At 57.7% G+C, this 23,547-nt stretch carries 21 protein-coding genes and 1 pseudogene; 7 read left to right on the top strand and 15 right to left on the bottom strand.

Annotated elements, in window-relative coordinates; all coding sequences use genetic code 11:
* Nucleotides 1-34 precede the first annotated feature (34 nt).
* From G5S42_RS36920 to G5S42_RS36910, 3 genes are all read right to left on the bottom strand, one after another.
* Entirely contained in the window at nt 35-817 is a 783-nt protein-coding gene (locus G5S42_RS36920; RefSeq protein ID WP_176111648.1) for an ABC transporter substrate-binding protein, read from the bottom strand.
* Between the two features lie 277 nt (nt 818-1,094).
* On the bottom strand, nt 1,095-1,766 hold the full coding sequence (locus G5S42_RS36915) for a 4-carboxy-4-hydroxy-2-oxoadipate aldolase/oxaloacetate decarboxylase (RefSeq protein WP_176111647.1): 672 nt from the start codon (nt 1,764-1,766) through the stop codon (nt 1,095-1,097).
* 166 nt (nt 1,767-1,932) lie between these two features.
* Nucleotides 1,933-2,376, bottom strand: a complete 444-nt coding sequence (locus tag G5S42_RS36910) for a MarR family winged helix-turn-helix transcriptional regulator (protein WP_176111646.1) — start codon at nt 2,374-2,376, stop codon at nt 1,933-1,935.
* Between the two features lie 268 nt (nt 2,377-2,644).
* Here G5S42_RS36910 and G5S42_RS36905 point away from each other — a divergent pair, with 268 nt between their 5' ends.
* From G5S42_RS36905 to bphD, 3 genes are read left to right on the top strand one after another with little or no spacing between them, the layout of a single operon-like run.
* Nucleotides 2,645-3,541 carry a VOC family protein gene (locus tag G5S42_RS36905; protein WP_176111645.1) on the top strand — a complete coding sequence of 299 codons (897 nt, stop codon included), beginning with the start codon at nt 2,645-2,647 and terminating at the stop codon, nt 3,539-3,541.
* 30 nt (nt 3,542-3,571) lie between these two features.
* The gene (locus tag G5S42_RS36900) at nt 3,572-4,774 is read left to right on the top strand and encodes an acyl-CoA dehydrogenase family protein (RefSeq protein ID WP_176111644.1); all 1,203 of its coding nucleotides are present in this window, start codon (nt 3,572-3,574) and stop codon (nt 4,772-4,774) included.
* 25 nt (nt 4,775-4,799) lie between these two features.
* Nucleotides 4,800-5,657 (top strand): 2-hydroxy-6-oxo-6-phenylhexa-2,4-dienoate hydrolase, encoded by an 858-nt coding sequence (gene bphD, locus G5S42_RS36895; protein ID WP_176111643.1) that lies wholly within the window; start codon nt 4,800-4,802, stop codon nt 5,655-5,657.
* Between the two features lie 158 nt (nt 5,658-5,815).
* On the opposite strand, the gene dmpG is transcribed toward bphD, so the two are convergent.
* The 3 genes from dmpG to G5S42_RS36880 are packed head-to-tail and all read right to left on the bottom strand — an operon-like array spanning nt 5,816 to nt 8,715.
* A complete protein-coding gene (gene dmpG, locus G5S42_RS36890; RefSeq protein WP_176111642.1) occupies nt 5,816-6,880 on the bottom strand; it encodes a 4-hydroxy-2-oxovalerate aldolase in 1,065 nt (354 codons plus the stop codon).
* Nucleotides 6,881-6,893: 13 nt separating this feature from the next.
* Nucleotides 6,894-7,835: an acetaldehyde dehydrogenase (acetylating) gene (locus tag G5S42_RS36885; RefSeq protein ID WP_176111641.1), complete on the bottom strand. Its 942-nt coding sequence runs from the start codon at nt 7,833-7,835 to the stop codon at nt 6,894-6,896.
* Between the two features lie 52 nt (nt 7,836-7,887).
* Complete coding sequence (locus G5S42_RS36880; RefSeq protein WP_176111640.1) at nt 7,888-8,715, bottom strand: 2-keto-4-pentenoate hydratase; 828 nt, start codon at nt 8,713-8,715, stop codon at nt 7,888-7,890.
* A 66-nt stretch (nt 8,716-8,781) separates the two neighbouring features.
* Here G5S42_RS36880 and G5S42_RS44625 point away from each other — a divergent pair.
* Nucleotides 8,782-8,901 (top strand): annotated as a pseudogene (locus G5S42_RS44625) (IS6 family transposase); the annotation flags it as partial.
* Nucleotides 8,902-9,041: 140 nt separating this feature from the next.
* Here G5S42_RS44625 and G5S42_RS36875 read toward each other — a convergent pair.
* The 9 genes from G5S42_RS36875 to G5S42_RS36835 all read right to left on the bottom strand — a co-directional run bounded on the left by G5S42_RS36875 (nt 9,042) and on the right by G5S42_RS36835 (nt 18,701).
* Nucleotides 9,042-10,391 carry a spinster family MFS transporter gene (locus G5S42_RS36875; protein WP_176111639.1) on the bottom strand — a complete coding sequence of 450 codons (1,350 nt, stop codon included), beginning with the start codon at nt 10,389-10,391 and terminating at the stop codon, nt 9,042-9,044.
* Nucleotides 10,392-10,461: 70 nt separating this feature from the next.
* On the bottom strand, nt 10,462-11,454 hold the full coding sequence (locus G5S42_RS36870) for a DODA-type extradiol aromatic ring-opening family dioxygenase (protein ID WP_176111638.1): 993 nt from the start codon (nt 11,452-11,454) through the stop codon (nt 10,462-10,464).
* Between the two features lie 77 nt (nt 11,455-11,531).
* A complete protein-coding gene (locus G5S42_RS36865) occupies nt 11,532-12,533 on the bottom strand; it encodes an amidohydrolase family protein (RefSeq protein ID WP_176111637.1) in 1,002 nt (333 codons plus the stop codon).
* 33 nt (nt 12,534-12,566) lie between these two features.
* The gene (locus tag G5S42_RS36860; RefSeq protein WP_176111636.1) at nt 12,567-13,775 is read right to left on the bottom strand and encodes an aromatic ring-hydroxylating oxygenase subunit alpha; all 1,209 of its coding nucleotides are present in this window, start codon (nt 13,773-13,775) and stop codon (nt 12,567-12,569) included.
* A 32-nt stretch (nt 13,776-13,807) separates the two neighbouring features.
* On the bottom strand, nt 13,808-14,203 hold the full coding sequence (locus G5S42_RS36855; RefSeq protein WP_176111635.1) for a RidA family protein: 396 nt from the start codon (nt 14,201-14,203) through the stop codon (nt 13,808-13,810).
* 252 nt (nt 14,204-14,455) lie between these two features.
* Nucleotides 14,456-14,653: a hypothetical protein gene (locus tag G5S42_RS36850; protein WP_176111634.1), complete on the bottom strand. Its 198-nt coding sequence runs from the start codon at nt 14,651-14,653 to the stop codon at nt 14,456-14,458.
* Between the two features lie 73 nt (nt 14,654-14,726).
* Nucleotides 14,727-16,643, bottom strand: coding sequence for an AMP-binding protein (locus G5S42_RS36845; RefSeq protein ID WP_246392337.1), 1,917 nt, complete (start codon nt 16,641-16,643; stop codon nt 14,727-14,729).
* Between the two features lie 35 nt (nt 16,644-16,678).
* Nucleotides 16,679-17,896, bottom strand: coding sequence for a Rieske 2Fe-2S domain-containing protein (locus G5S42_RS36840; RefSeq protein ID WP_176111633.1), 1,218 nt, complete (start codon nt 17,894-17,896; stop codon nt 16,679-16,681).
* 16 nt (nt 17,897-17,912) lie between these two features.
* The gene (locus G5S42_RS36835) at nt 17,913-18,701 is read right to left on the bottom strand and encodes a crotonase/enoyl-CoA hydratase family protein (RefSeq protein ID WP_176111632.1); all 789 of its coding nucleotides are present in this window, start codon (nt 18,699-18,701) and stop codon (nt 17,913-17,915) included.
* 167 nt (nt 18,702-18,868) lie between these two features.
* On the opposite strand from G5S42_RS36835, the gene G5S42_RS36830 reads away from it, so the two are divergent.
* From G5S42_RS36830 to G5S42_RS36820, 3 genes are read left to right on the top strand one after another with little or no spacing between them, the layout of a single operon-like run.
* On the top strand, nt 18,869-20,038 hold the full coding sequence (locus G5S42_RS36830; protein WP_176111631.1) for a thiolase family protein: 1,170 nt from the start codon (nt 18,869-18,871) through the stop codon (nt 20,036-20,038).
* A gap of 4 nt (nt 20,039-20,042) precedes the next feature.
* Nucleotides 20,043-21,716: a 3-hydroxyacyl-CoA dehydrogenase NAD-binding domain-containing protein gene (locus G5S42_RS36825; protein ID WP_176111630.1), complete on the top strand. Its 1,674-nt coding sequence runs from the start codon at nt 20,043-20,045 to the stop codon at nt 21,714-21,716.
* A gap of 3 nt (nt 21,717-21,719) precedes the next feature.
* Complete coding sequence (locus G5S42_RS36820; RefSeq protein ID WP_176111629.1) at nt 21,720-23,540, top strand: acyl-CoA dehydrogenase family protein; 1,821 nt, start codon at nt 21,720-21,722, stop codon at nt 23,538-23,540.
* Nucleotides 23,541-23,547 lie beyond the last annotated feature (7 nt).

Raw genomic sequence — 23,547 nt, 5'->3', positions numbered from 1 at the left:
GGTCGAAGCTGGCCGCGTGCCGCGCGGTCTCGGCTCACTGACCGTACACGTCGAAATCGAAATACTTTTTCGCAATGCGGTCGTAAGTGCCGTCGGCGCGGATATCGGCAATGGCTTTGTCGATCTTTTCCTGCAGATCGGTATCTTCTTTACGCAAACCGATCGCCGTGCCGCTGCCGAGCGTTTTCGCGTCGTAGAGCGGATTGCCGGCAAATCCGAAGTCCTTGCCGCGCGAGGTGCGCAAAAAGCCGATATCGGCTTGCACCGCGTTCTGCAATGACGCGTCGATACGGCCGGCAAGCAGATCCGAATACACCAGATCCTGATCCTGATACGGCACGATCACCGCGCCGGCCGGCTCCCAATACGTCTTCGCGTAGGTTTCCTGAATCGAGCCCTGCTCGACGCCGATGCGCTTGCCCTTCAGCGCTTGCGGCGTCGGCTCGATCGGCGAGCCCTTCTTCGCGACGAGACGCGTCGGAATGCGGAACACCTTCGACGAGAACCCGATCTGCGCCTGACGCGCGGGCGTCATCGACATCGTCGACAGCACGCCGTCGAATTTGCGGCCTTTCAGCGCGGCAATCATGCCGTCGAACGAATTCTCGATCCACACGCATTTCGCGTTGAGCCGGCGGCAAATCTCATTGCCGAGATCGATATCGAAGCCGACTAGCTTGCCGTCGGCGCCTTTCGATTCGAACGGCGGATAGCTCGCGTCGACCCCGAACCGCACGGTCGACCAATCCTTGGCGATTGCGCTCCCGGACGATGCGGCCAGCAGTGCAATCGTCAGGGTGGCCAAGATGGCTTTCATTGTTGCTCCTTATCGGCTTTTTTTGATGAATTCAAACAGGCGGCGCAGCGTTATACGCCGGCCGCGAGAAACCCTACATTCGACCGTGTTCCGGCCGTCTGCGCAAATTCATTAAAAAAATCAATTCATGCAGGCCGCGCATAGGCCGGTATTGGGCTTCGGCGGGCAAATAGCTCTTGGTTCTTTGCAAATAAAACCTGTTCCGGAGCAATGAAACCAGTCGCTTAACTGAACGGCATTACCGTTTTGGCGGGGTTTTCTTTTTCCAGTTACGGGATCACTCATCCCAGCCGAAAATGGCGAGCGTGGATTCCCCTTCCCGGATGCGACGCATCTGATCTGCTTCCTTGGCCTCACGAGCTTGCGCAGCGGCAATCACTTCAGCAACACGGGCTACCGGAATCGCGACCACACCGTCTTCATCAGCGACGATAAGATCACCGGCTTCAACCGTCACATCGTCGAAGCGGGTCGGCGCATTGATCCAGCCACGGGCCCCGAAGCCCTTGCCCGTACCCCGGATGCACAGGCCACGCGCATAGACCGGGAAACCCATTTCTGCGAGCAACCGCTGGTCGCGTACACAGCCATTGATCACGAGGCCGCCGAGACCGCGCGCAAGAGCCGCAGTGGACATGACCTCCCCCCAGTAGCCATACTCATAGGCGTCCCCGACGGACACAACCAGAACGTCTCCCGGGTCGGCTGCATAGATCGCACGATGCAGCCACAGGTTGTCGCCGCCCGGTGCGTGAACGGTGAGCGCAGGTCCGCAGATCCTGAATCCGGGAGCCACGGGTTTGATCGCGGGGGGCATGACCCCGATCTTGCCAGCTGCTTCGTGGAGCGTCGCGGCAGGAAGAGCAGAAGCCTGCGCCAGAAGATCCGGGCTCGGACGCCTGATATCGAGCCTGGTGGTCGTCTTCGGATTGAAACGGGGCTCGCTCATACCTGGTCTCCGATGCGACGCGTCTGTAACCGGTGATACTTGAACTGGGCGCGAGCGTCATCGAGGCGCATGCCGGTCGCGACCGAAGGCGATGGACAATTTCACCTTTCGTTGTCATCGATTTTCCTTTGTGGACCATACAGCTTTTACGACGAACTATGGTCGTTCAATTTTCCGCGCTCTTGAGGGCGTCAATCGCGATTTCGCGCACTAATGCGAGACTCCCGCGCAGACGCGCCACTTCGGACGACGCCAGGCATGAAAAGAATTCTTCTTCAGCTTTGTTCACGGCTTCGCTGCAACGCATGAACGTCTCCCATCCGAGTGGTGTGCGTTGAATGCGGAGTGCTCGCGCGTCGTTCTCGCTTGCCATTTTTTCCAGAAGCCCACGTTGTTCCAGCGCTTTCACCGACTCGCCCATAGCCTGGGCTGTCATGTGAGCACGGCGCGCCAGTTCTGCACTGGAGCATGGTTCATGGTTGGACAGCAGATCGAGAAGAAGGAATTGGCGGGCCGTAATGTTCTCGGCGTTCAGTGTCTCGTCGATGCGACTGACGACCAGCCGGTTTAATTGTTGAATCAGGAAGAAAATTCGAATGGATGTGCTCATTTTTCGGGCCTTGAAAAAGATTGCGCCTCGATCGTAATAGGAGAACGTTCGTGGACTGTCATTGTAGCCGCAGTCGCGCCCCCATGTAACGCTAATGTTACCTTACGATATACGTGCCAATGCGCAGCTAAATCCCCATGTTTAAGGGAAAGTACTTGGTCGCAATACTACATGACGTTGATATTATCTGTTGTGACCCTGGTCGAGACCCTGGCCGGAAACCTGGTCGGGGACCGGCCATGCAATTCGGAACACTGGAGAACACAACATGAGCGACGCGGGTGCCGAAATATCGAATCTGGGCTACGTGGTAGTCGGTGCACAGGACCTCGAAGCGTGGTCCAGGTTTGCGAGCGACATCCTCGGGCTCCAGGTGAAGGCCGCGCCGGACGGTAATTCGTTGACGCTGCGTATGGACGAGTACGTGCAGCGGATTCTCGTTCAGAAAAGCGACGACGAAGACATCTTCGAAGCGGGCTGGGAGTTCGAGACTCCGGAGAAACTCGAAGCCTACGTCGAACGTCTTCGGGGTATCGGTCAGGCCGTCGAGCGAGGAGGTCCGGCACTGTGCGGGGAACGCCGGGTCGAGATGCTCTACCACTGCGACGATCCTTCGGGCTTCCGTCACGCGTTCTACACCGGGCCTCATATCGCTCCGATGACCGACGCCTGGCATTCGAAGGTCATGCGCGGTCGTTTCGAGACCGGCAGGCTCGGAATCGGCCACATCGTGATCCGGTCAAAAGACCTCGATCAATCTGTCGATTTCTATCGCAAGGTCCTGGGCCTCAAGCTCAGCGACTATATCCGCGCAGAACTTGCGCCCGGCGTCAAAGTCGATGTGACATTCATGCACACGACTGGTGGGCGTCATCATTCGCTGGCCACAGGCACGATGCCGGGCAACAAACGTCTCGGTCACCTGATGCTCCAGGTTCAGGACATGAACGACGTTGGGCTCGCATACGATCGCTGCATCGCTGCCGGTCTGCCGATGCTCATGCATCTGGGCCGTCATCCTAACGATCTCACGTTCTCGTTCTATGTCAAATCGCCTTCAGGATTCGCCGTCGAATACGGCCATGGCGGGATCGTCGTGGACGACGCAACCTGGAAGGTGTCCACGCACCCGCGGTTGAGCGACTGGGGTCATAAATTCGGCTGATCGAATGACTGCATAAAAAAAGGAAATATTATGAACAGTAGAGAAGTCGCGACGCAGATTCCGACAGAAGATGAACTGGTGGCGCGTGCTCGCGTCATGATTCCGTGGCTGCGCGAGCGTGCTGCCGAAGTCGAGGCCGCACGATCGGTCCCCGCCGACATCATCGAAAAATTCGTTGAAGCAGGTTTTTTCCGTATCCTTCAGCCGCGTCGCTGGGGTGGCTACGAGATGAATCCGGCTGTGTTCTTCAAGGTGCTGATGGAACTCGGCCGCGGCTGCTGCTCCAGCGCCTGGAACATGATGATTCTGGGCGTCCATCCGTGGGAATTCGGGCTCTTTCCGCAGCAGGCCGGTGACGACGTATGGTCGGCCAAGGATGACGTGATTGTCGCGTCATCCTATGCGCCGGTCGGTTCGGTCAAAAAGGTCGAGGGCGGCTACATCATCGACGGTAAGTGGCCGACTTCGAGCGGTACCGATCACGGTGAATGGGTGATTCTCGGCGCGTTCGAGCGCGACGATGAAGGCAAGCCCATCGACAAACTCAGCTTACTGCTTCCACGATCCGACTACCAGGTCATCGATGACTGGCATGTCATGGGTCTTTGCGGCACCGGCAGCAAGAGTCTGCTTGTCGAGAAGGTCTTCGTTCCCGAACATCGGACGCACAGTATTTCCGATTACTCGATGGACCCTCGTGGCTCCGCGTTCCTGTTCCCGTTCGTGCAGATTTTCGCGGGTTCGGTATCGGCGGTCACAGTCGGTATGGCTCAGGGCGCAATCGATCACTACATCGAGCAGATGAGGTCGCGGCGGAATGGCACGACCGGCAAGCCCGTCAGCTCGAGCCCCTACGTCAAGGACAGACTGGCCAACGCAGTGCTGCTCGTGCGCTCGGCGCGCGCCCGTCTGCTTCAAATGATGATCGAAACGACAAAGATTGTGCAACGTCGTGAACTGATCCCGATTGAAGACCAGGTGCTGTACAGGCTCGATGTCGCATCGGTCGGTCGTGACTGTCAGGAAGCGGTGCAATTGCTGTTCACGGCAACTGCGGCGAAAGGGCTTTTTAACGACCAGCCGATCCAGCGCATCATGCGCGACGTGATGGCGGCCGCAAATCACATCACGCAGAACGCGGACGATAACGCAGGGACGCTCGGCGGTTTCCTGCTCGGTGAGGCACTGCCGCCGTTGCAATATTCCCGCCAATCGTCCGGCATAAATTTCTAAATCGGATATTTCTGGAGCACACCAAATGTCCTTTACCGAAGCAGGTACCAGCCAGTTCGTGACGATCAACGAACCGCGCCTCGAGAATTTCAAGCTCCACTACAACGACATGGGCACTGGCCCCGCGGTCATCATGCTCCACGGCGGCGGTCCGGGTGCGAGCGGCTGGAGCAATTACTACCGCAATATCGAAGCACTGGCGGCAGCGGGTTTCCGCGTCATCCTGCTCGATCAGCCTGGCTTCAACAAATCCGATGAACTGAAAATGACGGACACGCCGCGCAATGTGCTGAACGCACGTGCAATCAAGGGCGTGATGGATGCCCTCGGTCTCGACAAGGCGAATCTGGTCGGCAACTCGATGGGCGGTGCGACGGCCATCGCATTCGCTCTCGACTTCGCTGATCGCCTGGACAAGATGATTCTGATGGGGCCGGGTGCGCAAGGTCCGAGCCTTTTCCAGCCGCAGCCAGCAGAAGGCATCAAGCGTATGTCGCGTCTTTACGCGCAGCCTTCGTACGAGAACTTCGAGGCCATGCTCGAAGTCTTCGTCTACAACCCGGCTGGTATTACTGAGGAACTGCGTCAAGGCCGCTGGAACAATATCCAGTCGAACCTGAACCACCTGAAAAACTGGGCAGAAGGCGGCAAGATCATGCCCTCGACATCGATGGACCTGTCAGCACGTTTCCCCGAGATCAAGCACAAGACGCTCATCACGTGGGGCCGTGACGATCGTTTCGTCCCTATCGATCACGGTCTGCGCATGATCAACACGATGCAGGATGCACGCCTGCACGTATTCCCGAAATGCGGCCACTGGGCACAATGGGAACACGCGGAAGAGTTCAACCGTCTGATCATCGACTTCCTGCGCGACTGATTCGCACCGCCTGCTGTGCCTGATGAGCCCTGACAGATCGATATCTGTCAGGGTTTTTTGTTTTTTGTTGTTTTGTATCAACACAACGTCGACAGCGTTCGCGCAACTAAACCTGTTTGTTGGTCTCCCGAGACGGCTGGTGTCGGCGTCGGTGTACTTCAGTTTGTTTCGGGTCGTGAACGTGTTCTCTGCGTGCCTGATGGTTTTGCTGCGCTCTGCTGCTTGAGCAAATCGAGCGCGACGTCGACGATCATGTCTTCCTGCCCGCCGACCATGCGGCGTTTGCCCAGTTCGACCAGGATGTCGACAGTGCGCAGGTCGTATTTCTTCGCGGCGACTTCCGAGTGACGCAGGAAGCTCGAATACACTCCGGCATAGCCGAGCGCGAGCGTCTCGCGGTCCACGCGCACCGGGCGGTCCTGCAGCGGCCGCACGATATCGTCGGCCGCATCCATCAGCGTGTATAGATCGGTGCCATGGTTCCAGCTCATGCGCTCTGCCGCGGCGATGAACACTTCCAGCGGCGCATTGCCGGCGCCGGCGCCCATCCCTGCCAGCGATGCATCGATACGGTCGCAGCCCTCCTCGACCGCGACGATCGAGTTCGCCACGCCCAGGCTAAGGTTGTGGTGCGCATGAATACCGGTGCTGGTTTCCGGCTTCAGCACCGCCTTCAGCGCGCGGAAACGGCTGCGCACATCGTTCATGCTCAGCGCGCCGCCCGAATCCACCACGTAGATCGTGGTCGCGCCGTAGCTTTCCATCTTCTTCGCTTCCTGCGCCAGATTCTCCGGCGAGGTCATATGGCTCATCATCAGGAAGCCCACGGTATCCATGCCGAGTTCGCGCGCATACTCGATATGCTGCTTCGAGATGTCGGCCTCGGTACAGTGCGTGGCCACGCGCACGATGCGCGCACCGGCGTTGTATGCCGCCTTCAGGTCACGGATGGTGCCGATACCCGGCAGAAGCAGCGTGGCGATCCGCGAGTGCGTCACGACGTCGGCCACCGCCTCGATCCATTCGAGGTCGCTGTGCGCGCCGAAGCCGTAGTTGAAGCTCGAGCCCTGCAGGCCGTCGCCGTGCGCGACTTCGATCGAATCGACCCGGGCTTTGTCCAGCGCGCGGGCGATGTCCTGCACGTTCTGGATCGAGTACTGGTGGCGGATCGCATGGCTGCCGTCGCGCAGCGTCACGTCGGAGATATAGAGTTTCTTGCTCATGGTAAATAGTCCCTTATGCCGCCGCTACCGAAGCCGCAATGCGCTCCGCCGTTGCCAGCGCCGCCGAGGTCATGATGTCGAGGTTGCCGGCATAGGCTGGCAGGTAGTGCGCCGCGCCTTCCACTTCGAGAAAGATCGAGGTCTTGAGACCGCTGAATTTGCCGAGGCCCGGGATAGTGAGCGGCGCGCTCTCGGGGATCACGTCGAACTGCACCTTCTGCTTGAGGCGGTAGCCAGGCACATAGGCATTGACGGCTTTGGCCATCTGCTCGACCGAGGCTTCGACTTCGGCCTGACTGATCGCTTCGGACAGCACATACACCGTGTCGCGCATCATCAGCGGCGGCTCGGCCGGGTTCAGGATGATGATGGCCTTGCCCTTGGTGGCACCGCCGACCACTTCGATGGCCTTCGAGGTCGTTTCGGTAAATTCGTCGATATTGGCGCGCGTACCCGGGCCGGCCGACTTGCTGCTGATCGAGGCGACGATCTCGGCGTAGTGCACCTTGGCCACGCGCGATACGGCCGCCACCATCGGGATCGTGGCCTGGCCGCCGCAGGTCACCATGTTGACGTTCGGCGCTGCCAGGTGCGCTTCGAGGTTCACCACCGGCACGCAATACGGGCCGACGGCCGCCGGCGTCAAGTCGATCACGCGGATGCCGGGCTTGTGCTGGCGCAGCAAGGCGTCGTTTTTCACGTGCGCTCCTGCCGAGGTGGCGTCGAACACCACATCGATGTCCTTGAACATCGGCAGGTTCACCAGACCCCGCACGCCCTCGTATGTGGTCGCCACGCTCAGACGCGCGGCGCGTGCGAGGCCGTCCGAGTTCTGGTCGATGCCGACCATCGCGCCCATTTCCAGATGCTTGCCGTGCCGCATGATCTTGATCATGAGGTCGGTGCCGATATTGCCGGACCCGATAATCGCTGCCTTGAGTTTTGCCGAAGCCATGTGTTTTCCCGAATCCTGAAGATTTGGTTGACGAGACCTGAGCAATGACCTGTTATGCGAAGGTCGTGCGCACGCTGCCGAGGCCTTCGATCTGCGCCGTATAGGTACCGGGCTGCGTGACCGCGACCATCGGTCCCAGCGCGCCCGTCAGCACCACATCGCCGGCGCGCAGCGGCGTACCGAGCCGAACCATGCGGTCGGCCAGCCAGATCGCGGCATTGAGCGGATTGCCAAGGCAGGCCGCGCCGCTTCCCTGCGACAGCACTTCGCCGTCGCGTTCGAGCGTCATGGCGGCCTTGAACAGATCGAGATCCGCGAGCGGTACCGGGCGGCTGCCGACCACGAAGGCCGCGCTCGAGGCGTTATCGGCCACGGTATCGACGAACCGGATATCCCAGCCACGGATGCGGCTGTCCACCACTTCGATCGCGGCCAGCGCGTAATCGGTGGCGTTGATCAGGTCTGCATAGGTGTGCTTGTCGCACGTCAGGTCCCGCCTGAGCACGAGTGCGATCTCGGCTTCGACCTTCGGCTGGATCAGACCGGCCAGTTGAATCGGCTGCTGGTCGCCGTAGGCCATGCTGGCAAACAGCGCGCCGAAATCGGGCTGGTCCACGCCGAGCTGTTTCTGCACCGGCAGCGAGGTCAGGCCGATCTTGCGGCCGACGATGCGCTCGCCTGCTTCCACGCGTGCATCGACGTTGGCCTGCTGTACCGCGTAGGCGGTCGCCATGTCGTCCAGCGGTATGCCGCCCAGCGGAATGCCGCCCAGCGGATTGCCGCCCAGTGCGACCTCGCGGCGCACCGGATCGATCGCTTCGCGGTTACGTTCCGCTTCGCGCAGACGCGCGGCGATGGCCTGAATGTTCTCCTTCGTCATCCTTTGTTCTCCTCTCGCTCCGGCTAATCGGTTAGCGTGTCGGACTGAACAAATAGAGAGCCGACCATGAGCAAGCCGAAAAGCCCGGAGGAATTGTTCGCAGGTCGTCACTTCGACCGCGATGTGATCATCGTGTGTGTCCGCTGGTACTTGCGTTACAAGCTCGGTCTGCGGGATCTTGTGGAAAACACGAAAAACGACCCGGGCGCGCATGCGACCGGGTCGTCAAATCCCGCCCTTCGCGTTAGTCAGTACGGTACAGTAGAAAGAACATTAACTGAACGGCATTGGCGCCGAAGCGGGGGTTCTTGTTACCCGGATTCAAATCACTTCGAGCGCCCGATACTCCTCGCCGCGGCAAAGAACGACCACGTTGCGATCGCGACCATGATGATCGGGGCAATCATTGCATACCGCAGACCTTGTGTACCCGCCACGTGGCACGATGCTGCCACTGCGTCAGCGATCGGAGCCTTGCAGGCCGCCGCATAATCACCGCTACCGGTAAAGATGTTCGATGCGAACCTGTCGCTCATCCAGCCCACCCATGCCGGGCCCAGACCTTGGCCGACAAGGTTCATCAGCAGGAACACGAGTGCCGAAGCCGTGGCGCGCATACGCGGTTCGAGTCGGCTATGAATGACCGAAAACGAAGGACCGTTCCACACGTTCAGCGAAGTCGCCATCAAGAACATTGCGACGGTGGAGACCGCGAAGTTCATCGACGTAAATGAAATGATCGTGAACGGAATACCCAAAAGCGATCCGACCGCCGGAATCCAGCCGTACCAACGACGGTCACGTTTCGCCATCCAGTCCGAACCATAGCCACCGATCAAGCCGCCGACGAATGCGCCGACGCCATTGACGATCGCAAGCGTCAATCCCGCCTGTTGCATATTCAGGCCAAACGTGCGACCCATATAGATCGATTGGAACATGAACGTGCCGTAAATCGAAATTGAGGTCGTCACGATACCGAGAGACATTTGCCAGAACGGCTTTTCACGCACGAACGCGGCAAGGACTTCCTTGAGCGCCGGAACATGCTTGGACTCGATGGAGTCGAAGTTGCCACGCTTCGGTTCACGCAGCGTGAAATAAGCAATCAGGCCCAGGATGATACCCGGGAAACCGAACGCGTAGAACGCCATGCGCCAACCATAAAGGTGGGCAATCGTACCACCGCCGAATGCGCCAATGAAAACGCCAACTGCCGGTCCCAGTGCGTAGATACCGTAAACGGTTGCACGCTTGGACGGTGGAAACTGATCCGAAAGCAGCGAGTGCGAAGTCGGGGTCGAGCCCGCTTCACCGATACCGACGCCAAGACGGTAGACCATCATCGAAGCGAAGCTGCCTGCGGTACCGCAAAGCATCGTCATCAGAGACCAGGCAACAATCGAAACCGAGATCATCAACTTGCGGTTATAACGTTCAGCCAGTCGCCCAATTGGAATACCGAGCGTCGCGTAGAAAATCGAGAACGCGAGACCGCTGAGCAAACCCAGCTGGAAATCCGAAAGCCCCATTTCACGTTTGAGCACCGGACCGACGATTGCGACCAGAATGCGATCCGTCATACTGGATGCATAGATTAGAACGAGCAAAAACAACAACCATCGCTCGTAACCTCGACTCCGGGTCGAAATCCGGGTTGCCTCTGCGGTGGACATCTTCAGTCTCCTGTTACGCTCAGAATCTGAGCATTTATATCGATTAGTTCATTCTTTTATTTGCTGCCCTTTACGCCCAGGTAACAAACCCTGCGCCGACGCCGGTACCTGCGGGAGTTCGCCTAAGCGGGAAATACTCGGCACTCTGCACATTCAGGTGCTCGAGCGCGCCCGCCGCCGTTACCCAGTTCAGAATTTCCGAGGAACCGGAATTGAGTGCGCCTCGCGGGATGCTCTGGAGAAAATCGGCGTCCTTGTTCTCGAAGGCTGCAATGATCTGACGGTCGAGCGGTTCATCGACCACGAAGTGGCTCAGACCGCCGCTCGCGATGACCATTACGCGCTGGTCACCCGGGATCGCTTCGACCACACGACGAATTGCACGGCCCACGTTGTGGCAACGACGCGAGGATGGGACGTTCGGACTGAAATAGGTATTCAACAGCACCGGTACGATCGGAATCGGGAGACCGGCAAACAGACGTTTGACCACGAAGCCGTAGGCATGACCAAAACCCTTGTCCAGTGGGTCCTCCACATGGTCTGAAGCCGCGACATCCACCTCTTCATCGATCAGTCCTTTGATCAACGTGAGCGCCATCTGGGGATCACAAGGCAATCCGTGGACCTGATCGAGCATATAGCCTTTGCGCACCGTACGTAGCCAATCAGGCGTCGTCGGCTCCTGGAGCTTGTCGATCGTGTATGCGGTCTGTCCGTGGTAGATCGCGAACGCCGGTTGATTGGCGCTGTTGAAAAGTTCTGCCTGATCGTCACCGATGATGATCGCGACATCGGGCTTGACCTGAGCAACGAATGCCGCGAGCTTGTCTAGCGCGTCATTGCATTGCTGCTCCTTTTTGGCCAGCGTCGGCACATCCACTTCGTTCTCGTAGCGCGGCCCTACTTCAGTCAGCAACTGCGAATACGTCATCAACCGTCCATCGGACGTGTTGAGCTCCGGGTTTTCATAGTCGACATTTGCCCGATGAATCCATTGTGCAGCACCGAGCGTCAGAAGGGGCGTATGAGAAGTCGCGACGCCAGCAACGATTTTGGCCATGATGTTTAATCAATTCCGAATTTGCTTACGACAAAGCGCGGGACCGATGTCCCGCGCTGCGTTTCTCTGCCGATCGATTACTCTTCGCCGGTACGAAAACGCGAATACAGCTTCATGCAGTTGCAGCGGAAGATGTTGTTCTTGTCCTCTTGCGAGAGCATGGCCATCGATTCGATAACCGGCTTCAGATCGTCGAGGTCCAGACCCGTTTCCGGGTCGACGGCGCTGCCGGTGCCTGGCTTTTCAGTGGCGAACAGTACCCGATCCGCACCCACCTTTTTGATCAGGAGTTCGAGCGAATCCTTGTCGTAATTGGTGGTGTCGTAGTGGAGTTGACGCAGCTTTTGCTCGAACGGCATCACACCGCGACGGATGTTCCAGGCACGGAAGCGGCCGATCTGGTACGGAATTGCGCCGCCGGCGTGCGGGACGATCAGCTTCAGGTTCGGGAAACGATCGAACACGTCCGATTCCATCAGCGACAGAATGGCGATACTTTCTTCGTTGATAAATTTCAGGGTGTACGACTCGCGCGGCTGACAACTGCCGGCTGAGTGGATCAGCGCAGGAATATCGAGTTCGCACAGCTTTTCATACAGCGGGAACCAAAACGAATCCCCCAGTCCTGGGGGCGGCGTGTCATCGCCTTCGGTCGGATCCGGATTCAGCAGACAACCGATAAAACCCTGCTCCTTTACGCGGAATTCGAGTTCTGCGAGGCAGTTGACCGGGCTTTCATTACGGTACTGCGGCAAACCTGCTACCTTGCGAAAACGCGTGGGCCACATTTCGGCGGTCCGGTGAACCAGATCGTTCATGTGCTTCGTCCATAGCGCCGTCACCTTCGCGGGCTTGATCGAATGCATCTGCATGTACGGACGCGGCGACAGGAACTGAATGTCCGTACCGACACGATCCATGATCTCGATGATCGTCTGACCGGCTTTGCGCACCGCGTCATCGCTCAACCTGGGCACACCGACGTGCGGATTAGCGCGGTGAGACGCGAGTTCGGCCATGAATTTATAGCTTTCGCCTGGAATCACGACGTGAGCATGCGAATCGATGATAAGTGACATTTTGGATATGACTCGTAGGGAAAAGATTTCAAATTACAAGGTTGTTTGCCATTGCTGGTCGTTCTCGTAGACGCCGCCCAGCGGCATGACCGACCTATAGTCGATCTTTTCGTGCTGTGCGAGTTTCGGCACTGAACCTGCCGAAAATTCGGTTAACGAATTCATCAGGCAGCGACGGACCTGCATCACCGCACCATCACCGGCACCGAGATATTCTTTGGTGCGATCCTGGAGCCTACCCATACTGAGAAGGATTGCGAAATCTTCGGTACCAAGCGTTTGCGGGAAGCCAGAAAAGTGACCGTTCTTCATCGCTTCGCGATCCTGGCCCCAGAGATCGTCGGCCGAACGCGACGAAACCGGAGGCCAGTTGTCGCGATCGGCGGGAAAGATGTAATCTTCGTGCGGAACTGGCTTGTCCAGGATGAACGTCATGTGCCAATACCACGTGTTCTCGTCATCAATAGGCACAGAGAAGAACATCTGCGAGCGCGTGGTGTCACCGGCCTTACGCGGTGAAATCATGCCGTACCATGGCATGACGAACGAATTGGTGCGCACATATGACCTGCCATCTCCGAGTGCGCGTACAGCCGCGTAACGGAAGCCGTATTCCTTCTGCCTGATTTTGTAGACTGGAGCCTGGTTGACCGAGGCATTGGTCATTTCGTATTCGAGCCACGACTGGTGGAGAACACCGACGTGCGCCGAGTCCATCGTAGTCTCGACCGCTTGCAGCCAGTTGCATTCGATGCGCTGACGATGCACCACCACCTGATCGGCGGGCAAGCCCACGAACGGCAAATCAGCGAATTTCGGGGGTTCGCCCTGTCCGAGATATACCCACGCGATGCCACCCGCTTCCTGAGTCGGATAGTGCCTGAGCGGCACGTGTTTGCAATACTCAGCTTCATTATTTGGCTGCGTCGGCACCGCGACAGTCACGCCTTCGGAATTGAATTTCCAGCCGTGGAAGATACAACGCAGCGCGTTGTCTTCGTTGCGGGCGAGTGCCAGCGAAGCACCACGGTGCGGGCAAGCTTCGTCAAAGAAGCCGACCTTGCCATTATCACCACGGAAAGCTACGAAATTCTGACCGAAGAGTCGCACACGCTCAGGTCTTCCGCTAGCGACGAGCGACGCCGAACGCAGCGCCGGAATCCACCAGTTCTGGCGAATCATTTGACCCATCGGAGCGTCGCCCGAGACCCTGGTCAACAATTCGTTCTCGTCTTTAGTCATAGCACACCTCCTTGGAACTGAATTCTGAATACCTAATCACCGAGCACTGCGATCACTTCGAGCTGGATCTGCATGCCGCCCGGCAGATCCACGATCTGGGCGTGACGCGCCGGACGATCTTCAGGATCAGGAAACATTTCAAGCCAAGGTGGGTTGACGATCGGACGAAGCGATCCGTCTTTGAGAAATACCGTGACACGCACAATATCGTTGACGGTACCGCCACCTGCTTCGACGAGCGTCCGCATATTCTGGAACGCGAATTTAGCCTGCGATTGCGCATCTTCAGGCAGCGTATCCGTCTGCGGATCTTTACCCGCGATGCCTGACGAAAAGATGAAGTTACCCTTTCTGGCACCCATCGGAATGGGCGTCTGCCCATGAGTCACGCCCGGAACTTCAATCGATCGCTTTCCTTCGTATTTCATCACCGTGCCTGATAATAAGGTTTCGCCCGAGTCTCGGTTACAGAGCCGATTCCACTTATCTTGATGCGACGTTGCGGAAGCGTCGGGTAATCCGAGACAAACAAGTAACCTTATGAATACTATCAGTCGAAATTCAATCGATGAGTAGGGGTGTTCACCTACGCAGCGCATCGAGTAATAAGAAAGCCAGACTTATCGTGAGATAAGTCTGGCTTCGTTACTGCTTCAACCTAGATCAGTTACGACGCGCGATCAGAACAGCGTGCGAATGCCGGTGTTCACGCCGACCGTCGTGACAGACGGAGCAAACAGCGTGGTCGCACCGTCGCTTATGTTCAGGCCGAGATTGTTGATGCCCTTGTTGTTGACGAATGCAACCTGGGCGTATCGAGCGAGGCTACGCGGATCGAGTTCGAACAGCACGTCGAGTAGTGTGCGAAAGGCAGACACCGGGGAGAAAACGCTGGCGAGGTCTATCGATAAAGGCCTCTTGTATGATCAACCAAGAGGCCTTTACCGATGCTTAAGCCTCTATCACTATCAGATTCGGGGCCTCGACAACATCGTAAAGCGCTTGGACTTCAGTTGCCCTCGATTCCAGGACCTTCCGCTGATTGATGTAACCCTTATCGTTAGTCTCCCCCCGATCCATGGACGCCGGCTCCTCCAGCAGCCACAGGCGCTTCATCTTCATGCTGGACCCGGGGTTGCGCTCATTATGCGCCTGGAGTGCGGAACGGAGCGCGCGCCTGATATCCGGATTCTTTACCAGATCGGAAAACCCGAGGCCACTCTGTTTCAGATACATATTGCAGGCTTCGATGTTCAGCCACGCGAGTGCCCCTACATAGGGACGATCGGCGCCCGTGATCACCATGTCGCGCACGAGAGGGGCACACGCGCTGACACAATCAGCTTTGAGACACGAAACGCGAACGAAAATACCGGACATAAGTTTGAATTCTTCTGCCACCCGACCCGCAAATACCATCCCTTCTTCGGGATGCTCCGGATCGACAAATGTCGCCGCGTCGCCCATGATAAAAAAGCCTTCATCATCGAATGCCTGCGCCGTCAGCTCCGGGTTTTTCAAATAGCCGGGTGTCACGGCTTCACTACGGACCCGGATTTCATAGCGGGTCCCATCCTCGAGCGGTACGAGCTTGATTTCGACGCCCGGATGGGGAAGTCCGATCATACCCGTGCGATCGGTTGCCCAATGCACGTACGTCACAGCGGCTGAGGTCTCGGTCGAACCGTAAGCCGAAACGAACGGAATCTTGCGGCCCGAGTACTTGATGGCTTCGCGTTGCATAGCCTCATACGTCGCGTCCGGCAGACGGGAGCCCGAATACGTCATACGCTGCATATTGCTGAACATTGCGGATCCGAGTTCCGGGTCCTTTTGCAATGCATCGACAAGCATCGCATATGCGACAGGAACGCCACTGAAACGTGACGGCGAGACCTCGCGCAGATTGCGCAACGTCTTCGCGAATTCGGCCGGTGTCGGCCGGCCATCATCGAGGTACATCGTGCCGCATTCCTCAAGCACGCAGTTGAAGATCGAGTGACCGCCGGCAACGTGCGACCATGGAAGCCATTCGAGCAGCACCGTTTCCGGCATTGCGCCCGGCTCCCACGCGAACATCTGTTCCGTCATCATCAGCGAGACCGTGAGCATACGCTGCGTCACAATCACGGCCTTCGGAGTCCCGGTCGATCCTGACGTGAATTGATACTTGGCAATCGTATCCGGCTTGATCGAATCAATCGAAATGCGTACCTGATCCGTTGCTTCGGTCGCGATCACCTGATCCCAGGTCACGACATTAGGTGCATCGATCGGATCTTCGACGCAGATTACGAGTGCTTGATCATCGATTGCCTTGACGGCCCGCTCATAACGCTTGCCGCTCTGGACGAAAATCACAGCCGGTTCGAGAAGTGCGGCCATCGCCTTCAGCTTCTCGTGATCGCCACTCAGCAAGGAATATGCAGTCGTGATCGGCGAATATGACATATGCGCTTGCATCGCCGCGATTTCGATAACGCCATGCTCCGGCGAATTCTCGCTTAGTACCATCACGGTCTGACCGTGCTTGTTCAGATCGAGCAAAAATTGAGTCGCGGCCTGAATCTGCGATCGCCCTTGACCGTAGGTCAGTGCTTGCCATTCGTTATCAGGTCCGCGTCGTTGAACCAGCCACGGATGATCAGGACGACGATCGGCGCTCCGATGCAACAGGAACGGGACATGCGGCACCGCTGATTTGAGTTCAATACTGCTCCTGAGAATCAATGTCCCGTCTTTGCGCTGCTCGAGGTTAATGTCACGAGGCAAAAACGGGACATGGCGAAACGGGGCGTCTTTCAGATCAGTCGTCATAGCCAAAAAGGTGAGTCTTGAACAGCACATGACGTACCCGGCAATTTTCATCACCGAGCTTTATGTACGTAAATTTCGAATCTATTTCAGAGCAGCGCACGCCATCCGGCTTCGTCTTCGAACGTACCCGACGCCGGGGCTGCGCTCTTGTAGTCGATCTCTGCGTGACGTGCGAGCTTCGGGGTATCGCCGTTCATGAACTCCTTGAGGGAATTCATGAGGCAACGACGAACCGCCAGGACAGCACCGTCACCGGCACCCAGATATTCCTTCGTCCGGTCGGAAATCGGTCCCATGCTCATGATGACCGCGAAATCCTCGGTTCCCAGCATCTGCGTGAAGCCCGTAAAGTGACCGTTCTTCATGGCCTCACGATCTTGACCCCAGTTGTCCTCAGCCGGTCCCGGAGGCAGCGGGGGCCACGAATCGGCGTCGTCGAATACGAGCGTCGGATTCAAGACCAGCTTACCGTCCGTGCGATACGTGAGCTGGTAGTACCAGATATTTTCGTCATCGATCGGCACGGAGAAAAACATCGAACCGCCCCTGATCCCCGAATTATTCCCAGAGATAACGCCATACCACGGCATGACGAAAGAGTTGACGCGCACGTACGAACGGTTTTCTTTCAGCGCGCGGACCGCCGCGTAGCGAAAGCCAAACGGTTTCTGCGCGATGTGATAAACCGGAGCCATATTTGCGGATGAAAGCTCAATATCACCGAACCCCTTGAGCCACTCCTGGTGCAGGACACCCAGGTGCGCGGAATCCATGGTCGTCTCGACGCCCTGTAGCCAGTTGGCATTCACTTTTTGACGGAAGACCACGAAGTTTTCGCGCGGGAGCCCGACGCACGGCAATTCGGGGAACGCCGGGGCCTGGTCTCCCTGACCGAGCCATGCCCAGACCATGCCGCCTTCTTCGCGCACCGGGTAGTGCCTGAGCGGCACGTGCTTGCAATACTCGGCTTCGTTGTTGGGTTGAGTCGGCACCGCAACGGTCACGCCTTCGGCGTTGAATTTCCAACCGTGGAAAATGCAGCGCAAGCCATTTTCCTCATTGCGGCCAAGTGCCAGCGACGCGCCCCGATGCGGGCACGCCTCGTCAAAAAAACCGATCTTGCCGTCAGTGTCGCGAAACGCGACATAGCTTTCACCAAACAGGCGAATACGTACGGGCTTGCCGTCCGCTTCGAGTTTGTCCGATAGCGCCACCGGCATCCACCAATGCTGGCGCAACATTTTTCCCATCGGAGCGTCGCCGCATACGCGGGTCAACAAATCATTGTCCGCTTTAGAAGGCATGATGTCTCCTTGTGAATCAATCTTGGGTTTGATTGCGACGTTCGTTGAAGAAATCGGTGATGCGCTTGTCGGCACCGGTGTTGGCGGCTCGTGTCATCGTCGTCACCATCGTTTCGGCAAACAGGCCCTCGCCAAGCGGCATTTCCGAAATGCGGGTGATACCGTTGATAATCGCGTAATTCGTGGCCGCTGCATTGGCCACGATTCTGGACGCAAGTTCGCGCGCCTTGCCAAGACCTGCGCCATCTTCCGTCACATAGTGCGCGACACCCATGCGCTCGGCCGCCAAAGCGTCGAACGTGCTACCCGTGAGCATCATTTCGGTGACGCGGGATGCGCCGATCAGACGAGGAATGCGAACCGATCCGCCGCCACCGAGGAAAATGCCGCGTTGCCCTTCGGGCAACTGGAAGAATGTCGATTTTTCTGCGACGCGCACATGCGTGGCAGCCGCGAGTTCGAAGCCTCCGCCGATCACGCCGCCCTTGAGCACACTGATAACCGGAATTTCACCGAACTGCATCAGGTCGAACGTTCGATACCATCGACGCGAACGGCGCTGGCTCACAATCACGTCGGAACTTCGATTCGCCATCAGTTCGAAGAGGTCGAGGCCGGCACAGAAATGCTCACCTTCGCCGTGAAGGATCACAGCGCGTGCGCCTTCGAGACCGGATACGAAGATCATATTCAGTTCATCGAGCAATGCATCGTTGATCGCATTGCGCTTCGTCGCGCGGTTGAGCTTCACGAGCGCGACATCGCCTTCGCGTTCGACCTGTATCAGGGTTTCAGTGTTTGACATAGAGTGAGACCGCGTTAGTCGTGGATGGATCAATCATAAGCCTATATTACCTATAGATAGCCGTGAATTCGGTACAAACCCTTGCTATCATGGAGTCCGGCTTTGATGGAGAATCGTACTATATAAAGTAACCTTACTAATAATGACCGGATCCAAGGAGCCTCCCCATGGGTAGTAAAGGTGGTGCGTACATTGCTGGTATCTATGAGCATCCCGTGCGTCGTGCTGACGGGATCTCGACGGCACAGCTTCATGCGCAGGTTGCGCTAGGCGCGCTCAAGGATGCGGGCCTGACTCTCGATGATGTCGATGGTTATTTCTGTGGTGCGGACGCTCCGGGTCTTGGAGGTCTCACCATGGCTGAATACATTGGTCTGCGTAATCTGCGGCACATCGATACCACCGAGAGCGGGGGTTCAGCGTATCTTTTACACGTGGCGCACGCGGTTGAAGCGATCCGCGCCGGTCACTGCAATGTCGCCCTTGTGACAATGGCAGATCGCCCACTCTCGTCGGGCACGGGTACTGCGCTTGCGGGTGTCGATCGCTCGACGATGCCAAATCTGGCTTTCCAGTCGGCGGCGCCTCCTCCCCCGATGTACGGCTATGCGATGGTTGCGCGTCGCCATATGCACGAATTCGGTACCACGAGCAAGCAACTGGCGTGGGTCAGGGTCGCGGCTTCCCATCACGCGCAGCACAATCCAAACGCGGTGCACCGTGAAGTTGTGACCGTGGATGATGTACTCAGATCACCGATGGTTGCCGATCCGCTGCACCGTCTCGATTGTTGCGTTGTCACCGACGGGGGCGGCGCGCTCGTGATCGTGAATCCCGCAATTGCGGCCCAGCTGAAGCGTCCGAAAGTTGCGGTTGTTGGAACTGGCGCCGCCGTCAAGCATCCTGACGCCGGGAGAATCGATCTACTGACTTCGGCGGGCGCTCGATCGGGGGCCAACGCATTTGCCGAGGCCGGGATCACACCCCGGGATATCGGATATGCATCGCTCTACGACAGCTTCACGATCACGGTGCTGATCCAGCTCGAAGACCTCGGTTTCTGCGCCAAGGGAGACGGTGGCAAGTTCGTAATGGACGGCAATCTCATTTCGGGCGTCGGCAAGCTCCCGTTCAATACCGATGGCGGGGGCCTGTGCAACAACCATCCGGGCAATAAAGGTGGCATGACCAAGATTCTCGAGGCGGTGCGCCAGTCTCGGGGTCAAGCGCATCCTGCGGTCCAGGTCAAAAACCGCGATTTCGTACTCGCACATGGCACGGGCGGCAATCTGGCGAGCGCACACGCCGCGGGCACCCTCATTCTGAAAGCGGAGTAATCATATGGCGCAAAAGCGGAATTTGCCTCCGGCACCTGTTCTGTTTCCGGGCGACGAGCCCTTTTGGGAGGCAATGCGTTCGGGTCAGCTACTGGCGAAACACTGTCAAGACTGCGATACGTTGCATTATTATCCGCGTTCGCACTGCCCATTCTGCGGCAGTGAAAAAACCGAATGGCACTCATTGTCTGGGCGCGGCACCATCTATTCCTATTCAATCGTTGAACGCAGCCCCAAGCCTCTGGCACCGGCAATCATCGAACTGGAAGAAGGATTGCTCATCAATTCGGTGGTCACCGACGCGGATGTTCGAAGCCTCAATATTGGCGATGAGGTCATTCTGCATTCGATGCCGACTCAGGATGGACCACCCGCCCCGGCTTTCACGACCGTACGTGCGAACGCCGCACGCGAATATACGAAAGCCGCGTATACCGCGCTCGAGTGTCGGATTTCGGATCAGCCGCGGCTGTTCGAGCGGGGCGCGGTCATCGGTAGTGGCAATATGGGGATCGGCATCGCGACTGCCCTTCTCAATGCCGGACTATCGGTCCGACTGATTGATCAGTCGGACGACTCGCTTGAGAACGCGGTCACCCGTATCACGGAATCACTGAACCGTGACGTGGAGCGGGGAAGGCTGGCCGAAAAGGAGCGCGATGCGCGACTCGCGGTGTTGACGGCGGATCGAGATCTATCGGCAATTGCGAGCGCTGATGTCGTAATCGAAGCCGTGTTCGAAGACATGGAGGTCAAGCAGAAACTATTTGCCGAAATCGATCAATATGCATCGCCTTCGGCGCTTCTGGCGACCAATACCTCGACCCTCGACATCGACCGGATTGCCGCGGCGACGACGCGTCCGCAATCGGTAATTGGCCTGCATTTCTTCAATCCGGCCAACCTGATGAAGCTCGTCGAGGTCGTCCACACAGACACGACATCGGCGGTCACGCTCGATGCCGCGCTCCAGTTTTCGGCTCAAATCAAAAAGACGGCCGTCCCGGTCGGCGTATGTGACGGCTTTGTTGGCAACCGTCTGATGATCGCGCGCGAACGTCAGGCATCGCGTCTGCTGCTCGAGGGTGCGCTCCCCGAACAGGTAGATCGTGTGCTGCGCGAGGTCGGCCTTCCGATGGGTACGTTTGAACTCCAGGACATGACGGGCGGCATTGAACTCATGTACCGATCGCGCCAGCGTCGCGGTCAGAAAGACTGGCTACTGGATGAACTGTATAACCGGGGGCGCACGGGCTTGCGCGCCGGCCGTGGCTTCTATCGCTACGAACCGGGCAAGAAGCGGCCGCTAATCGATCCGGAGGTCACGACTTTGATCGAGGAAGCATCGTGCGTCGAAGGAATCGAACGACGCGCGATTTCCGATCAGGAAGTGCACGATCGCCTGATTCTCCCAATGATCAATGAGGGCGCGAAACTTCTCGAAGAGGGCATCGTTGATCGCGCGTCCGACATCGATCTGATCTGGCAACTGGGTTACGGTTGGCCCGACTGGAAGGGCGGACCGATGTACTACGCGGACCAGATCGGCCTGCCCGAACTGGTGCACCGACTCGCCGCACTCGAAAAGCACGGTGACGTATTCAAACCTGCTGATCTGTTGGTTGAACTCGCGGGAGCCGATGCGGCTCGTATTTCCGATATTAAAATTTCTGATTAAACGATGGCGAACTATCGAGCCCCGGCCAAGGACTGGCTTTTCATTCTTCATGATTTCCTAAAGATCGAAGACCGGACCGATCTTCCTGGTTTTACGGATCTCACACCCGATTTCACGTCCGCCGTTATCGAGGCAGCCGCCACTTTTCACGAAGAAGTGCTGCACCCGCTTGATCAGAAGGCGGATGAGGCAGGCGCGCATTTTCACGACGGCCAGGTTTCGACTCCGGCCGGATTCAAGGCCGCATGGGATGCGTACCGCGAAGCGGGTTGGCATTCATTGAGCCTCGCAGCCGAACTCGGTGGAGGTGGCTTGCCGCCCGTTATGTCGGTGCCGATTTCGGAAATGCGTGCCGCAACCGGTCATTCATTTTCGATGTACGGCAGTTTCTGCTCACCTGCGGCGTATATGCTGGGCACACTTGCTCCGGACTGGATCAAGACGCACGTGGTGCCCAAACTCGCGAGCGGCGAATGGACGGCGACCATGAGCATGACGGAGCCACAAGCCGGTACGGATCTGCGTCAGATCACGACACGCGCTGTGCCTCAGGAAGACGGAACGTGGCGCATTACCGGCAACAAGATTTTCATCTCCGGCGGCGACCATGATCTGACGGACAACATTGTCCACATTGTGCTCGCGAAAGCCGTGGACGAAGAGGGGCGTGTTCCTCAGAGCCTGAGCGCGGTGAACGTGTTTCTCGTATCGAAGCAGAACATCGATCCGCAGACGGGCGCACTAGGTGATCGCAATGGGTTGCACGTGCGTTCAATCGAGCACAAGATGGGTATCGAAGCGAGTGCCACCTGTGCGCTGGATTTCGAAAACGCCGTTGGCTACCGCATAGAGAGCACCGAAGGTCAGGGAACGACGGCCAACATGGCGCCAATGTTCCACCTGATGAATTACGCTCGTGTCGGTACCGCCGTATCGGGTATCGGCCATGCGGAGATCGCGCGCCAGAATGCGGTGGAATATGCTCGCGAACGTCGTTCAGGACGCGCGGCCAGCAGCTCTCGTGACACGAAAACGGTTGCCGATCCGCTTATCGCACATCCGGATGTTCGACGCTTACTGCTCGAATCATCGGCATTTGCCGAGGGCGCACGTGCGGGTGCAATGAAGGCCGCCGTTCTGCAATCCGAAGCCCGATATTTGAGCGACAGGGCAGCACGTCAGAAAGCGGCTGATATTCTTGATCTGCTCACTCCGGTGATGAAAGCGTTTTTCACCGACCGGGGTTTCGAGACCACTGTCGCATGCCAGCAGGTTTTCGGCGGTCACGGTTACGTCAAAGACTATGGAATCGAGCGATTGGTCCGTAATTCGCGAATCACGCAGATTTACGAAGGCGCGAATGGTATCCACGCGTCCGATCTGGCGAGCCGAAAAATCATGGCCCACGACAGACGTATGTGGAACCATTTTGCGACCGCGATTTCCGAATTTATTGCCCGGCATTCCCAAGATAAAAGGCTCGATGATTATTTGCAGCCACTCGAGTACGCGTTGCAACGCCTGGAAATATCGTTGGAACGCCTGACACACATGAGCGCCCGTAATATGGGGGCGCTCGAGGCAGGGGCATACGATCTGATGACCGCTGTCGGGGTGCTCTATCTCGGATGGATGTGGGCGGAAATTGCGGCCATCGTAACAGACGGTCGAACGACGCGCTTCGTTGACGACCGGACGCGGATTCGCAAACTCGCACTGGCCGAAGTTTGGATGCAGCGTCAAATGCCGCTCATCGATAGTCTGTGTCGACGAATCGAGAGCGGAAATGCTGGGCTGCTAAACCTTCCGGACAATCTGATTTAAGTAGCGG

Source organism: Paraburkholderia youngii (assembly GCF_013366925.1).
Lineage (GTDB): Bacteria > Pseudomonadota > Gammaproteobacteria > Burkholderiales > Burkholderiaceae > Paraburkholderia > Paraburkholderia youngii.
Note: the sequence above shows the minus strand (reverse complement) of the source record. Positions and strands in the feature narration are given on the sequence as shown.